This window comes from Sphingomonas sp. BLCC-B65, from assembly GCF_028550675.1.
In the GTDB taxonomy this organism is placed as follows: Bacteria; Actinomycetota; Actinomycetes; order Actinomycetales; family Microbacteriaceae; genus Microbacterium.
In genome coordinates this window covers 1,551,815-1,565,094 of the sequence record NZ_JAQQGL010000001.1, presented here as the reverse complement: position 1 = coordinate 1,565,094, position 13,280 = coordinate 1,551,815, and the positions used below count along the sequence as shown (strand labels likewise).

General features: G+C 71.1%; 14 protein-coding genes. 13 read left to right on the top strand and 1 reads right to left on the bottom strand.

Annotated features, from left to right (window positions below):
* Positions 1 to 179: 179 nt before the first annotated feature.
* The 12 genes from tilS (at position 180) to lysS (ending at position 11,286) form a co-directional block, all read left to right on the top strand.
* Positions 180 to 1,169 (top strand): tRNA lysidine(34) synthetase TilS, encoded by a 990-nt coding sequence (gene tilS / locus PP359_RS07500; RefSeq protein WP_499250229.1) that lies wholly within the window; start codon positions 180 to 182, stop codon positions 1,167 to 1,169.
* A gap of 32 nt (positions 1,170 to 1,201) precedes the next feature.
* Positions 1,202 to 1,753, top strand: coding sequence for a hypoxanthine phosphoribosyltransferase (gene hpt / locus PP359_RS07495; protein WP_112932321.1), 552 nt, complete (start codon positions 1,202 to 1,204; stop codon positions 1,751 to 1,753).
* Positions 1,754 to 1,878: 125 nt separating this feature from the next.
* A complete protein-coding gene (gene ftsH / locus PP359_RS07490; RefSeq protein ID WP_036319004.1) occupies positions 1,879 to 3,888 on the top strand; it encodes an ATP-dependent zinc metalloprotease FtsH in 2,010 nt (669 codons plus the stop codon).
* 9 nt (positions 3,889 to 3,897) lie between these two features.
* Positions 3,898 to 4,488: a GTP cyclohydrolase I gene (folE, locus tag PP359_RS07485; RefSeq protein ID WP_499250228.1), complete on the top strand. Its 591-nt coding sequence runs from the start codon at positions 3,898 to 3,900 to the stop codon at positions 4,486 to 4,488.
* On the top strand, positions 4,485 to 5,309 hold the full coding sequence (gene folP / locus PP359_RS07480; RefSeq protein WP_499250227.1) for a dihydropteroate synthase: 825 nt from the start codon (positions 4,485 to 4,487) through the stop codon (positions 5,307 to 5,309). Before folE ends, folP begins: the two co-directional genes overlap by 4 nt.
* Positions 5,306 to 5,680 (top strand): dihydroneopterin aldolase, encoded by a 375-nt coding sequence (folB, locus tag PP359_RS07475; RefSeq protein WP_499250226.1) that lies wholly within the window; start codon positions 5,306 to 5,308, stop codon positions 5,678 to 5,680. Before folP ends, folB begins: the two co-directional genes overlap by 4 nt.
* Positions 5,677 to 6,270 (top strand): 2-amino-4-hydroxy-6-hydroxymethyldihydropteridine diphosphokinase, encoded by a 594-nt coding sequence (gene folK / locus PP359_RS07470; RefSeq protein ID WP_499250225.1) that lies wholly within the window; start codon positions 5,677 to 5,679, stop codon positions 6,268 to 6,270. The genes folB and folK overlap by 4 nt, the downstream gene beginning before the upstream one ends.
* Complete coding sequence (locus PP359_RS07465; protein WP_499250224.1) at positions 6,267 to 6,761, top strand: DUF3180 domain-containing protein; 495 nt, start codon at positions 6,267 to 6,269, stop codon at positions 6,759 to 6,761. The genes folK and PP359_RS07465 overlap by 4 nt, the downstream gene beginning before the upstream one ends.
* 64 nt (positions 6,762 to 6,825) lie before the next feature.
* The gene (locus tag PP359_RS07460) at positions 6,826 to 7,353 is read left to right on the top strand and encodes a PH domain-containing protein (protein WP_499250223.1); all 528 of its coding nucleotides are present in this window, start codon (positions 6,826 to 6,828) and stop codon (positions 7,351 to 7,353) included.
* Entirely contained in the window at positions 7,350 to 8,957 is a 1,608-nt protein-coding gene (locus tag PP359_RS07455; protein WP_294943322.1) for a PH domain-containing protein, read from the top strand. The genes PP359_RS07460 and PP359_RS07455 overlap by 4 nt, the downstream gene beginning before the upstream one ends.
* Entirely contained in the window at positions 8,954 to 9,655 is a 702-nt protein-coding gene (locus PP359_RS07450) for a DUF2520 domain-containing protein (protein WP_499250222.1), read from the top strand. Before PP359_RS07455 ends, PP359_RS07450 begins: the two co-directional genes overlap by 4 nt.
* Before the next feature lie 80 nt (positions 9,656 to 9,735).
* Complete coding sequence (lysS, locus tag PP359_RS07445) at positions 9,736 to 11,286, top strand: lysine--tRNA ligase (RefSeq protein WP_499250221.1); 1,551 nt, start codon at positions 9,736 to 9,738, stop codon at positions 11,284 to 11,286.
* Positions 11,287 to 11,337: 51 nt separating this feature from the next.
* Here the strand turns inward: lysS and PP359_RS07440 are convergent, their stop codons facing one another.
* A complete protein-coding gene (locus PP359_RS07440) occupies positions 11,338 to 12,102 on the bottom strand; it encodes an IclR family transcriptional regulator (protein WP_499250220.1) in 765 nt (254 codons plus the stop codon).
* A 184-nt stretch (positions 12,103 to 12,286) separates the two neighbouring features.
* On the opposite strand from PP359_RS07440, the gene dhaK reads away from it, so the two are divergent.
* Entirely contained in the window at positions 12,287 to 13,279 is a 993-nt protein-coding gene (dhaK, locus tag PP359_RS07435) for a dihydroxyacetone kinase subunit DhaK (RefSeq protein WP_112932330.1), read from the top strand.
* The last annotated feature ends 1 nt before the right edge of the window (position 13,280 follow it).

The window sequence follows — 13,280 nt, the reverse complement described above, 5'->3', positions numbered from 1 at the left end:
TGGTTCTCCTTCGGAGGGTCTGGTGGATGCCGGCATCCAGCCTAGTCGGCAGGCCCGGTGGCCGTTCCGCCGTCGTCGCGTGCACAACTCCGCCTCAGAGGCCCCGATCCGCCCTCCGGGGGGCCTCTACCCCCATTGAGGCGGAGTCGTGAACGCGGCCAGTCGCTAGCGTGGATGCCGTGGACCACCGCCCCAGCCTCGACCCCGCCGTCGCCGAGATCCGCCGGGCTGTGCGCGCGGCCCTCGCCACGGTCACCGGCCCCGTGCTGGTGGGTCTGTCCGGCGGCGCGGACTCGCTCGCGCTCGCCGACGCGGTCGCGTTCGAAGCGCCGAAAGCCGGGGTCGCGGCATCCGCGGCGATCATCGACCACGGACTGCAGCCCGGATCCGACCGCGTCGCCGCCCGCGCGGCCGCCGTCGCCGAAGAGCGGGGGCTGGCCGCCCGGGTGATCCGCGTCGAGGTCGGCGCCGAGGGCGGGCCCGAAGCCGCTGCCCGCGATGCCCGCCGCGCCGCCCTGCTCGCCGCCGCGAAGGATGCCGGGGCCGAAGCCATCCTGCTCGCCCACACCCTCGACGACCAGGCCGAGACCGTCCTCATCGGCCTCGCTCGCGGCTCCGGTGCCGCGAGCCTCGGAGGCATGTCGCCCGACCGGGTCGAAGACGGCATCCGCATCCTCCGCCCCCTGCTCGACGTGCGCCGCACCACCACCCGCGCCGCGTGCAACGCCGCAGGCCTGCCGCCGTGGGAGGACCCGCACAACCTCGACCGCCGGTTCCTCCGCGTGCGGGTACGACAGGACGTCATGCCGGTGCTCGAAGCGGAGCTCGGCCCGGGCGTCGCCGAGGCGCTCGCCCGCACGAGCGATCAGCTGCGCGAGGATGCCGCGGCCTTCGCCGAGATGATCGACGAGACGATCGAAGACATCGTCGAGCACGCCGAAGCCGGCATCGCCGTGTCGGTGCCGGCTCTCGCGGCCAACCCGCCCGCGCTGCGCCACCGCATCATCCGCCACGTCGTCGCGAGCGAGTTCGGCGTGAGCCTCACCCGCGTGCAGACGCTCGAGGTCGCCCGGCTCGTCACCGATTGGCGCGGCCAGGGCCCGATCGACCTGCCCGGATGCCGCGCCCAGCGCAGCGGCACCCGTCTGGTCTTCACGGCGTCCGACTGAGGTGCCGCGGCATCCGTGCCTAAGATCGAGGAATGCGCGCAGCCGACATCGCTGACCAGCTGTCCACCGTCCTCGTCACCGAGGAGCAGATCCACGACAAGCTCGGTGAGCTCGCCGCGCGCGTCGAGGCCGATTACGAGGGCAAGGACCTGCTGCTGATCGGTGTGCTGAAGGGCGCCGTCATGGTGATGGCCGACTTCTCGCGGAAGCTTCGCCGCGACGTCGTCATCGACTGGATGGCCGTGTCGTCCTACGGCGCCGGCACGAAGTCCAGCGGTGTCGTGCAGATCCGCAAGGACCTCGACACCGACCTCACCGGCAAGCACGTGCTGATCGTCGAGGACATCATCGACTCGGGCCTGACCCTCAGCTGGCTGCTGGAGAACTTCGCGTCGCGCGGCGCCGCCTCGATCGAGATCCTCGCCCTGCTGCGCAAGCCCGAGGCGGCCAAGGTCGAGATCGACTGCCGCTACGTCGGCTTCGACATCCCCACCGACTTCGTCGTCGGCTACGGCCTCGACTACGACGAGCGCTTCCGCAACCTCCGTGACGTCGCGGTGCTCGCGCCGCACGTCTACAGCTGAACGCAGCGCGGGGAGTTTCGACTCGCTGCGCTCGCTCAACGACCGGGGGTGCGCGGCCGCTCCCGGTTCGCCTGTGGCGAATGCACAGACGCCCCATAGTCGCCGCGCGGTAGCCTGAGCGGATCATGGACTTCAAGAAGCTCAGCCGCAACCCGTTCGTCTACGTGTTGCTCATCGGCGCCCTGTTGCTGATCGGCATGTCGCTGATCTCGACGCTCACGGGCGCGAAGCAGATCACGACGCAGGAGGGCCTGACGCTCCTGAAGGGCGGCACCGTCACCCAGGTGACGAACACCGACGGCGACCAGCGCGTCGACATGACCCTGTCCGCGCCGTTCCAAGGCGCCACGCAGGTGCAGTTCTACTACGTCGGCGCGCGCGCCAACGAGGTCGTCTCGGCCGTGGATGCCGCGACCCCGAAGGACGGCTACAACGACGTCGTCCCGCGCACCACCTTCTTCGAGAGCCTGCTGTCGCTGCTCATCCCCATCCTGTTGCTGGGTCTGCTCTTCTGGTTCTTCTTCTCCGCGGCCCAGGGCGGCAACAGCAAGGTCATGCAGTTCGGCAAGTCGCGCGCGAAACTCGTGACGAAGGAGACCCCGACGGTCACCTTCGCCGATGTCGCCGGTGCCGACGAGGCCATCGAGGAGATGCAGGAGATCAAGGACTTCCTGAAGGACCCGGCGAAGTTCCAGGCGGTCGGCGCCCGCATCCCGAAGGGCGTGCTGCTGTACGGCCCTCCCGGAACCGGTAAGACCCTGCTCGCGCGCGCCGTCGCCGGCGAGGCCGGCGTACCGTTCTACTCCATCTCCGGCTCCGACTTCGTCGAGATGTTCGTGGGCGTCGGCGCGAGCCGCGTGCGCGACCTGTTCAACCAGGCCAAGGAGAACGCGCCGGCGATCATCTTCATCGACGAGATCGACGCCGTCGGCCGCCACCGCGGTGCCGGCATGGGCGGCGGTCACGACGAGCGCGAGCAGACGCTCAACCAGATGCTCGTCGAGATGGACGGCTTCGACCCGAAGGCCTCGGTGCTGGTCATCGCCGCCACGAACCGTCCCGACATCCTCGACCCGGCGCTGCTGCGCCCGGGCCGCTTCGACCGTCAGATCGGTGTGGATGCCCCCGACCTCAAGGGTCGCCAGCGCATCCTCGAGGTGCACGGCCGCGGCAAGCCGCTCTCGCCCTCGGTCGACCTCGCCGTCATCGCGCGCAAGACGCCCGGCTTCACCGGTGCCGACCTCGCGAACGTGCTGAACGAGGCCGCGCTGCTCACGGCGCGCTCCAACGCGCAGCTCATCGACATGCGCGCACTCGACGAGGCCATCGACCGCGTCATCGCCGGTCCGCAGCGTCGCACGCGCATCATGAAGGACAAGGAGAAGCTCATCACCGCGTACCACGAGGGTGGTCACGCCCTCGCGGCGGCGGCGATGAACAACACCGACCCGGTCACGAAGGTCACCATCCTCCCGCGAGGCAAGGCCCTCGGCTACACGATGGTGCTGCCGCTGGAGGACAAGTACTCGGTCACCCGCAACGAGCTGCAGGACCAGCTCACCTACGCCATGGGCGGCCGTGTCGCGGAGGAGATCGTCTTCCACGACCCGACCACCGGTGCGAGCAACGACATCGAGAAGGCCACCGGCATCGCCCGCAAGATGGTCACCGAGTACGGCATGACCACCGATGTCGGACCCGTCAAGCTCGGCTCGTCGTCCGGCGAGGTCTTCATGGGCCGCGACATGGGTCACGGCCGCGACTTCTCCGAGCGCATCGCCGAGCGCGTCGACAAGCAGGTGCGCGATCTCATCGAGCAGGCCCACAACGAGGCCTACGAGGTGATCAACGCCAACCGCGACATCCTCGACAAGCTCGCCCTCGCCCTCTTGGAGAAGGAGACGCTCGACCACCTCGAGCTCGCCGAGATCTTCCGCGACGTCAAGAAGCTGCCGCCGCGCCCGCAGTGGCTCTCCAGCGACGACCGCCCCGTCTCGATGCTGCCGCCGGTGGACGTGCCCCGTCGTCAGGACGAGGCCGGGCTGGCTGCGGCATCCGTCGCGGAGGAGCAGCCCGCGGCGCAGACCGCGGCGCAGCGGCGTCCGAGCGGGCAGGCGCGCCCCGCCACCGCCTAGGCTCGTGACGTGCCCGTCGATCGAGACCGCGTCGCCGCCGCCGTGCGCGACATCCTCGTCGCGATCGGGGAGGACCCCGATCGCCCGGGGCTGAAGGCGACCCCGCAGCGAGTCGCCGACGCCTACGCCGACTTCTTCTCCGGGGTGGGGCAGGATGCCGCCGAGCCGCTGGCCCACACCATCAGCGTCTCGCGCGGGCCGGCGCCCGACACGCTGCCCTCCGGTGCGGTGCTGCTGCGCGACATCCGCTTCCGCTCCGTCTGCGAGCATCACCTGCTGCCCTTCGCGGGGCGCGCGCACATCGCGTACCTGCCGGGCGAGCAGGTGGTGGGCCTCGGTGCGCTCCCCAAGGTCGTCGACGTGCTCGCGGCCCGCCCGCAGGTGCAGGAACGGCTGGGAGAGCAGATCGCCGACACCATCGCCGCGGCCCTCGATGCGCGCGGCGTGCTCGTCGTGCTCGCCGCGCGCCACGAGTGCGTCACGATGCGCGGAGGACGCCAGCCGGATGCCGCGACCGTCACCATCGCCGCGCGTGGCGAGCTGGCCGAGCCGTCTGCACGCGCCGAGATCATGATGCTCGTGACGGGGACGCCCGCATGACCGCGATCATGGGCATCGTCAACGTCACGCCCGACTCGTTCAGCGACGGCGGGCGCTTCCTCGCGGCCGACGCCGCCATCGCACACGGCGTGGCGCTGCGCATCGACGGCGCCCACATCCTCGACGTCGGCGGAGAGTCGACGCGGCCGGGCGCCGAGCGGGTGGCCCCGGCCGAGGAGCAGGCGCGCGTGCTGCCCGTGGTGGCGGCGCTCGCGGCGGAGGGCGCCCTCGTCAGCATCGACACGATGAACGCGAGCACCGCGCAGGCGGCGATCGATGCCGGCGCGCGCATCGTCAACGACGTCTCGGGCGGGCTGGCAGATGCCGACATGCTCGGGGTGGTCGCGGCATCCGACGTCGACGTCGTCCTGCAGCACTGGCGCGGCCACTCCGCCGACATGTACGCCCATGCGGCCTACGCCGACCTCGCCCGTGACCTCGTCGCCGAGCTCGAGGGACGCCTCGCCGCGGCTGTCGCGGCGGGGATCTCGCCCGAGCGGGTCATCCTCGATCCGGGAATCGGCTTCGGCAAGCGCGGCCCGCAGAACTGGGAGGCGCTGCGCGCCCTCGAGCGCATCGTCGCGATCGGGCCGCGGGTGCTCGTCGGCACCAGCCGCAAGCGCTTCCTCGCGGAGGCGCTGGCGCCTGCCGACGGCGCAGAGGTCTCGACCCCGCGACGCGACCTCGCGACCGCTGTCACGAGCGTGCTCGCGGCGCAGACCGGCGTGTGGGCGGTGCGCGTGCACGACGCCGCAGCCACCCGCGACGCGCTGACGGTGTGGGCGCACTGGAGCGGCGAGAACGACGGAGGAGGCGCATGAGCGACCGGATCACCCTCACCGGCATCCGGGCGACCGGCTACCACGGGGTCTATGAGCACGAGCGTCGCGAGGGCCAGGTCTTCATCGCCGACGTCGTGCTGGAGCTCTCGCTCGCCGACGCCGCCCGCAGCGACGACGTGGCCGACACCGTGCACTACGGCGAGTTCGCCGACCAGGTCGCTGCGGTGCTCGCCGGCGACCCGGCCGACCTCCTCGAGACCGTCGCGCAGCGCATCGCCGATCGGGCCCTCGCGTACCCCCGAGTGGATGTCGTCGAGGTCACGATCCACAAACCGCAGGCGCCCATCGCGGTGCCGTTCGACGACGTGAGCGTGACGATCCGTCGCGCCCGTGAAGGAGTGCCCGCATGAACCGCCGCCTCGCGCAGGGCTTCTCCGACGACATGCCTGCCCCGAGCTCCGCCGAGACGGTCGCGGTGATCGCGATCGGCGCCAACCTGGGCGACCGGCAGGCCACCATGACGGCGGCCCTCGAAGAGCTCGCGCGTCTGCCACTGACGACGCGTGTCGTCGCCTCGGCGCCCATCGAGACCGTGGCGCTGACGCTGGACGGTCCAGATGAGGACGCGCCCGCCTACCTCAACGCCGTCGCGCTCGTGACGACCCGCCTCGCCCCCTCCGTGCTGCTCGGGTACCTCCACGCGATCGAAGAGGCGCACGGGCGGCCGCCGCGCCGCGTCGACGACCTCCGCTGGCAGAGCCGCACCCTCGATCTCGACCTCATCGCCTACGGCGACGTGCGCTCCGCCGACCCGACGCTCACCCTCCCGCACCCGCGCGCGGGGGAGCGGACCTTCGTGCTCGAGCCGTGGCTGCAGGTCGACCCCGAGGCCGTGCTGCCCGGCGTCGGGCGCGTGCGCGATCTGCTCGCAGCGCTGCGGGAGGCCGAAGCGGAGGCGGATGCAGACGGCACCTCGGCAACGGAGGGGGGCGCGGCGTGAAGCGCACCAAAGCGGGCACGATCGTCGCCGCCATCGCCATCGGCGTGTTCCTGGGTTTCGCGGTCGACCAGGTGCTGACGGTGACAGGGCGCCCCACTTTCACACCGTCGTTCCTGCTGCCCATCCTGCTCGTCCTGCTCGGCATCGCCCTCGTGCTGTTCGCGTTGCCGATTCGGCGAGCGACCGCCGGCGCCCAGACCGCCCCGGTCGATCCCTTCCGCGCCGTCCGCATCGCGATGCTGGCGAAGGCGTCGACGCTCGTCGGTGCCGGTGTCGCCGGTGTCGCGGCGGGACTTCTGGCCTTCCTGCTCACCCGACCCGTCGCGCCCTCGTTAGGCTCGACAGGACCGGTGATCGCCGCGATCGTCGGCGGCCTCGTGCTGGTCGCGGCGGGACTCGTCGCCGAGCACCTCTGCACCATCCGGAAGGACGACGATGACGAACACCCCGGACCTCCCGAACCCGGACTCGGACTCTCCCACCACGACTGACGTCGTTTCGCTGGCGGACGGCGTTTCGACTCCCGTCGCTCGCTCAACGACCGGGGGTGAAGGCGTGCTCGACGAGGGCACCTACGACCGCATCCTCGAGCCGCGCAGCACGAAGCGGCTGCCGCTGGGCGACGGCACCTGGCATCAGCTCTCGCGCAACTACGTCTGGGTGCGGCTGATCTCGACGATCGCCTTCCTCGCGCTCGTCATCGCCGCGGCGCTCGTCGGTGCGCTCCTGCTGCGGCTCGGCTGGGTGTGGATTCCGGCGGGCGTCGTCACCGTCGTGACGGTCTGGACGCTCGTGATCCTCCCGCGCCAGGCCCGCGCCTACGGCTACCAGCTGCGCGAGGACGACCTCGTGTTCCGCCGCGGCATCCTCTGGCAGCGCATGGTCGCCGTCCCCTACGGGCGCATGCAGCTCGTCGACATCACCCACGGGCCGCTCGACCGCGTGTTCGGCATCGCTCAGCTCAAGCTCGTGACCGCCGCGGCGACCACGGGCGTCGTGATCCCGGGTCTTCGGCAGTCCGCCGCCGAGTTGCTGCGCGACACCCTGATCGCGGTGGCAGAGACACGGCGGACCGGCCTGTGACCGATCCCGCCGCCGTCGCCGACGTGCGCTCGCCGCTCAGCGACGGCGAGTGGCATCGACTGCACCCCCTCACCCCCGTGCTGCGCGGCGGGCTGTTCCTCGTGGTCGTGCTCGGCATCGTCATCACGAACCTGCGCGACCGCATCATCGGCTGGCTCTTCCCCGCCGTCGCCGACCTGGAACGCTACGAGGCCGACCCCGTCGACTACGTCGTCAGCAACAACCTCATCCTGCTCGCGCTGCTGGCGGTGCTGGCCGTGCTGCTGCTCCTGCTGGGCGGCTTCTGGCTGTCGTGGCGTTTCCACACGTTCCGCATCACCGGCGACGACGTGGAGGTGCGCAGCGGCATCTTCTTCCGCACCCATCGGCGTGCGCCGCTCGATCGGGTGCAGGGCGTCAACCTGACCCGTCCGATGGTCGCGCGCCTCCTGGGCGCGGCCAAGCTCGAGGTCGTCGGCGCGGGACTCGACAGCAACGTCAAGCTCGAATACCTCTCGACCACCAACGCCGAGGCCGTGCGCGCCGACATCCTTCGCCTCGCCTCCGGCCGCCAACTCGCGCGGGCATCGGATGCCGCGGGATCCATACCCCGCGGGCGGGCGGCCGTCGCCACCGTCAGCGCGGCGCTCACCGGGCTGATCGACGGAGCCGAACAGCCCGTCGCCGAACCGGCATCCGTCGTGCACATCCCGCCGGGGAGGCTCATCGGCTCACGGCTGCTGTCGGGGTCGACGCTGTGGCTGCTGGTGCTGGCCGCCGCCATCATCGTCGGCGCCGTCGTGGGCACGCCCTGGGTGCTGTTCACCCTGGTACCGGCCGTGCTGGGTTTCGCGGCCTACTGGTTTCGCACCATCACCCGCGCCCTGCGCTACTCGATCGCTCCCATGCCCTCCGGGGTGCGCATCACCTTCGGACTGTTCACGACCATCACCGAGACGCTGCCGCCGGGCCGCGTGCACGCGTTCGAGATCCGCCAGCCGCTGCTCTGGCGCGGGTGCGGCTGGTGGTCGATTCGGGTCAACCGACTCTCGGGGCGTTCGGCCAGCGACGCGCAGTCGCAGCAGTTCGCGGATGTGCTGCCGGTCGGCACCCGCGACGACGTCGAGCGGGTGATGCGCCTGTTCCTTCCCGGGATCTCGGCCGCGCAGTGGCAGGAGCTGGTCGTGCACGGTCTGCTCGGCCCGCACGACGCGAGCGACCCGTACGTGACGACGCCGCGGCGCGCGTGGTGGTTGCGCCCGCTGTCGTGGCGGCGCAACGGGGTGCTGCTCACCGAGGACGCGATTCTGCTTCGTCACGGTCTCATCTGGCGCTCGCTGGTGATCCTGCCGCTCGCGCGCCTGCAGTCGGTGGCGTTGTCGCAGGGGCCGCTCGGGCGTTCGCAGAAGGCGGCGACACTCACCGGGCACACCGTCGCCGGGCAGGTGTCGGGCGCCGTCGGGGCACTCGACCGCGACGACGCCGTCGCGGTGTGGCAGCGGGCCGCGAGAGCGGTGATCACGGCCGCCGCGAGCGACCGTTCGCACCGGTGGGATGCCGCGCCCCCGGCGTCGCCGGCGCCGATCGCGATCGCGACCACCGACCAAGAGGAAGGACGCGCATGAGCGGCGCGAGCAGACTGGGAGTGGGGATCATCGGCGCCGGACGCGTCGGTCCCGTCATCGGGGCGGCCCTGGCCGGCGCCGGACACGCCCTCGTCGGCATCACGGCCGGCTCCGACCGCGACCGCGTCGAAGCGATTCTGCCCGGGGTTCCCGTGCTCGATGCCGACGAGATCGTGCGTCGCAGCGAGCTCGTGGTGATCGCCGTTCCGCACGACGAGCTGCCGAGCCTGGTCGCCGGTCTGGCCGAACTCGATCGCTGGCAGATTGGGCAACTCGTCCTGCACACCGATCCCGCGTGGGGGACCGATGTGCTCGCCCCGGCGGCACACCGCGGGGCGATTCCGCTCGCGGTGCACCCGGCGGTCACCTTCACCGGCAGCTCGATGGATCTGCGCCAGCTGCAGGACGCGTTCGCGGCGGTGACGGCGCCGGCCGCGGTGCTGCCGATCGCGCAGGCGCTCGCCGTCGAGCTGGGCTGCGAGCCCGTCGTCGTCGCCGAAGCCGACCGCGCCGCCTACGGCGAGGCCATCGCGACAGCGACGGCGTTCTCGGCATCCGTCGTCCGCCAATCGACGTCGCTGCTGCGCTCGGCGGGCATCGAGGAACCCGGACGCTACCTGTCGGCGCTCGTGCATTCCGCCGTCGACCGGGCGCTGCAGGACGGGTCGCCGCTGATCGACGACGTCCTCGGCGGCTGACCGCGCGGGTCGCGGTGCGCCGGAAGGCGCGCGGGCGCGCCTCGATAGACTGGAACGTCGATTCCGAGGAGCCCCGCACCATGACTCAGACGCCGAACGCCGCGTCCACGCCCGTCCCGGCCGCCCCTGACGCCGAGGGAGCGGACCTCGCCGACGTGCACGAGCAGAAGGCGGTACGCCTCGCCAAGCGCGAGCGGCTGCTTGCCGAGCGGACGGATGCCGCGGGCGGCGCCTACCCGGTGACCGTCCCGGTCTCCGACACCATCGCCGCTCTGCGTGCGCGCTACGCCGATCTCGAGGCCGGCGCGGAGACCGGTGTGACCGCGTCGGTCGCCGGACGCGTCGTGTTCAGTCGCAATACGGGCAAACTGTGCTTCGCGTCGCTGCAGGCCGGCGACGGCAGCCGCATCCAGGCGATGGTGTCGCTCGCCGAGGTGGGCGAGGAGTCGCTGCAGGCCTGGAAGGACCTCGTCGACCTCGGCGACCACGTCTCGGTGACCGGTCAGGTCATCTCCAGCCGCCGCGGCGAGCTGTCGATCATGGTCACCGACTGGGTGATCGCGGCGAAGGCGCTGCTGCCGCTGCCGAACCTGTACAGCGAGCTGAGCGAGGAGAGCCGGGTGCGCTCGCGCTTCCTCGATCTCATCGCCCGCGATCAGGCGCGGGAGACGGTCATCGCGCGCGCCAAGGTGAATGCGTCGCTGCGCCAGACCTTCACCGATCACGGGTTCCTCGAGGTGGAGACTCCCATGCTGCAGGTGCAGCACGGCGGGGCGGCGGCGCGGCCCTTCGTGACGCACTCGAACGCGTTCGACGCCGAGCTGTACCTTCGCATCGCTCCCGAGCTCTTCCTCAAGCGCGCCGTCGTCGGCGGCATCGACCGGGTGTTCGAGATCAACCGCAACTTCCGCAACGAGGGTGCCGATTCGACCCACAGCCCCGAGTTCGCGATGCTCGAGGCCTATCAGTCCTACACCGACTACAACGGCATCGCCGACCTCACGCAGGAGCTCATCCAGAACGCGGCGATCGCCGTGGCCGGCTCGACGACGGTCACGTGGGCCGATGGGACGGAGTTCGATCTCGGCGGACAGTGGGATCGCATTTCGATGTACGCGTCCCTCTCGGATGCCGCGGGCACTCCGATCACGCCCGAGACCCCGCTGGACGAGCTGAAGGCGCTCGCCGCGTCGGTGGGCGTGGAGGTGCCCGAGAAGGTCGCGACCCACGGCAAGTACGTCGAAGAGCTGTGGGAGCATTTCGTGAAGGGCGGCCTGGAGCGGCCGACCTTCGTCATGGACTTTCCCCTGGACACCTCGCCGCTCGTCCGCGAGCACCGCACCGTCGCGGGAGTCGTCGAGAAGTGGGACCTGTACGTGCGCGGCTTCGAGCTGGCGACGGGGTACTCCGAGCTCGTCGACCCCGTCATCCAGCGTGAGCGCTTCGTCGAGCAGGCGAAGCTCGCGGCCCGTGGTGACGATGAGGCGATGCGCGTCGACGAGGAGTTCCTGCGCGCGCTCGAGCACGGCATGCCCCCGACGGGTGGCATGGGAATGGGCATCGACCGTCTGCTCATGGCGATCACCGGACTCGGCATCCGCGAGACGATCCTCTTCCCGCTGGTGAAGTAGCCCGCGGGGCGCGTCGACGCGCTGCGCGCGCTCAACGGCCCGTGGCGCTGATCAGACCGCCGCGCCCGCTCGGGGCGGCCAGCTCGGAGCTCCCAGGTCGCGGGAGATCGCCTGTGCCGCGTCGCGCAGTTCCTTGAGGACTGCGGCATCCAGCTCCGATGCCGGCGCGGGGAAGACGACCCCGAGCGCAGCGATCACCGTGCCGTCCTCGCCCGCGACCGGAACGGCGACGGAGGCGTCGCCGATGACGGCCTCTTCGTTCTCGGTCGCCAGCGCACCGTCCCGCACGACGATCAGCTGCTCCTGCAGCGCAGCCGCGTCGGTGACCGTGTCGCCGGTCAGGTCGGCCAGGGGGTGGGCGAGCACCTCCGTGCGGAAGTCGTCGTCGTAGGCGAGCAGCACCTTTCCGAGGGCGGAGGCGTGGGCCGGGAGGGTGATCCCCGTCTCGGGCATCTGCTCCGTGCCGTCTGGTCGGCGATCGTGGTGGATGACGAGGACGTCCGTGTTGTGCGCGACACCCAGCCGACAGGCGAGTCCGGTGCGATGCGACAGGTCGTGCATGCGCCGCAGCGACCGTGCGCGCACGTCGAGGGTGTCGAGGTACACGCTCGAGAGGGTGAGCAGCGCCGGGCCGAGGGCGTAGCGACTGCCGCGCGCCTCCTGAATCACCAGACCGTGTTCCTGCAGCGACTTCACGAGGCCGTGCACCGTCGACGGCGGCAGGTCGAGGGCGGCGGCGAGCTCGCTGATGCCGAGGCGCCGCGCACCCTGCAGCAGGGAGAGGATGCGCGCGGCGCGGTCGATGGACTGGATCATCCCGAGACCTTTCGCGCGCGGACGGTTGACGTCACACTACCTCTTGACACCGGTGCAAATGGGGCAGATATTCGACATAGACGAATCGCAGTCGATGATGTCGAAAAGCCACCCCCGCGACGAGGCCGTCGAAGAACGCCGGCGAGAACCACCTGCGACAACTCAGTGAAGAGGAGATCCGCGCATGAAGAAGCTCATCAACTCGGCCGAATCGGTGCTCGCCGATGCCCTGCGCGGCGTCGCGGCCGCCCACCCCGAGCTCACCGTCGACCATGAGAACCGCGTGGTCATCAGCAACGCCCCCCGCGAGGGTCGCGTCGCGCTGATCTCGGGCGGCGGTTCGGGCCACGAACCCCTGCACAGCGGCTTCGTCGGCGCGGGCATGCTCGATGCCGCGTGCGCGGGCGAGGTGTTCACCTCGCCGACGCCCGATCAGATGCTGGCCGCGGCCCAGGCCGTCGATTCCGGTGCGGGCGTGCTCTTCATCGTCAAGAACTACACGGGTGACGTGCTCAACTTCGAGATGGCGGCCGAACTGGCCGCCGACGAGGGCATCGCCTCGGAGTCGGTGATCGTCGCCGACGACGTCGCGGTGAAGGACTCGACGTGGACGGCCGGGCGTCGCGGTGTCGGCACGACCCTGCTCGTCGAGAAGATCGCCGGGGCGGCGGCAGCCGAGGGCAAGAGCCTGGCGGAGGTCAAGGCCGTCGCCGAGCACGTCGCCGCGCACGGGCGCTCGATGGGCGTCGCGCTCACTAGCTGCACCGTGCCCGCGGTCGGTCACCCGAGCTTCGATCTGCCGGATGACGAGATGGAGATGGGTGTCGGCATCCACGGCGAGCCAGGGCGCACGCGCGTGCCCCTGGCCCCTGCGCACGACATCGCCGCCGAGCTCGTCGAAGCGATCACCGCCGACCTGGACTTCACCGGCGCTCCGGTGATCGCTCTGCTGACCGGGCTTGGTGGCACGCCGCTCATCGAGCTGTACGTGATGTACGCCGACATCGCCGACGCCCTCGCGGCGAAGGGCGTCACGGTCGCCCGCAGCCTCGTCGGCGACTACGTCACGAGCCTCGACATGGCGGGCTGCTCCCTCACCCTTCTGCGCGCCGACGACGAGCTGCTGCGCCTGTGGGATGCTCCCGTCGAGACGAGCGCCCTGCGGTGGGGACGTTGAG

Coding starts and splice junctions, on each gene's coding strand:
- hpt (WP_112932321.1), top strand. CDS start 1,202: ATGCGCGCAGCCGACATCGCTGACCAGCTGTCCACCGTCCTCGTCACC.
- ftsH (WP_036319004.1), top strand. CDS start 1,879: ATGGACTTCAAGAAGCTCAGCCGCAACCCGTTCGTCTACGTGTTGCTC.
- folP (WP_499250227.1), top strand. CDS start 4,485: ATGACCGCGATCATGGGCATCGTCAACGTCACGCCCGACTCGTTCAGC.
- folB (WP_499250226.1), top strand. CDS start 5,306: ATGAGCGACCGGATCACCCTCACCGGCATCCGGGCGACCGGCTACCAC.
- folK (WP_499250225.1), top strand. CDS start 5,677: ATGAACCGCCGCCTCGCGCAGGGCTTCTCCGACGACATGCCTGCCCCG.
- PP359_RS07450 (WP_499250222.1), top strand. CDS start 8,954: ATGAGCGGCGCGAGCAGACTGGGAGTGGGGATCATCGGCGCCGGACGC.
- lysS (WP_499250221.1), top strand. CDS start 9,736: ATGACTCAGACGCCGAACGCCGCGTCCACGCCCGTCCCGGCCGCCCCT.
- PP359_RS07440 (WP_499250220.1), bottom strand. CDS start 12,102: ATGATCCAGTCCATCGACCGCGCCGCGCGCATCCTCTCCCTGCTGCAG.
- dhaK (WP_112932330.1), top strand. CDS start 12,287: ATGAAGAAGCTCATCAACTCGGCCGAATCGGTGCTCGCCGATGCCCTG.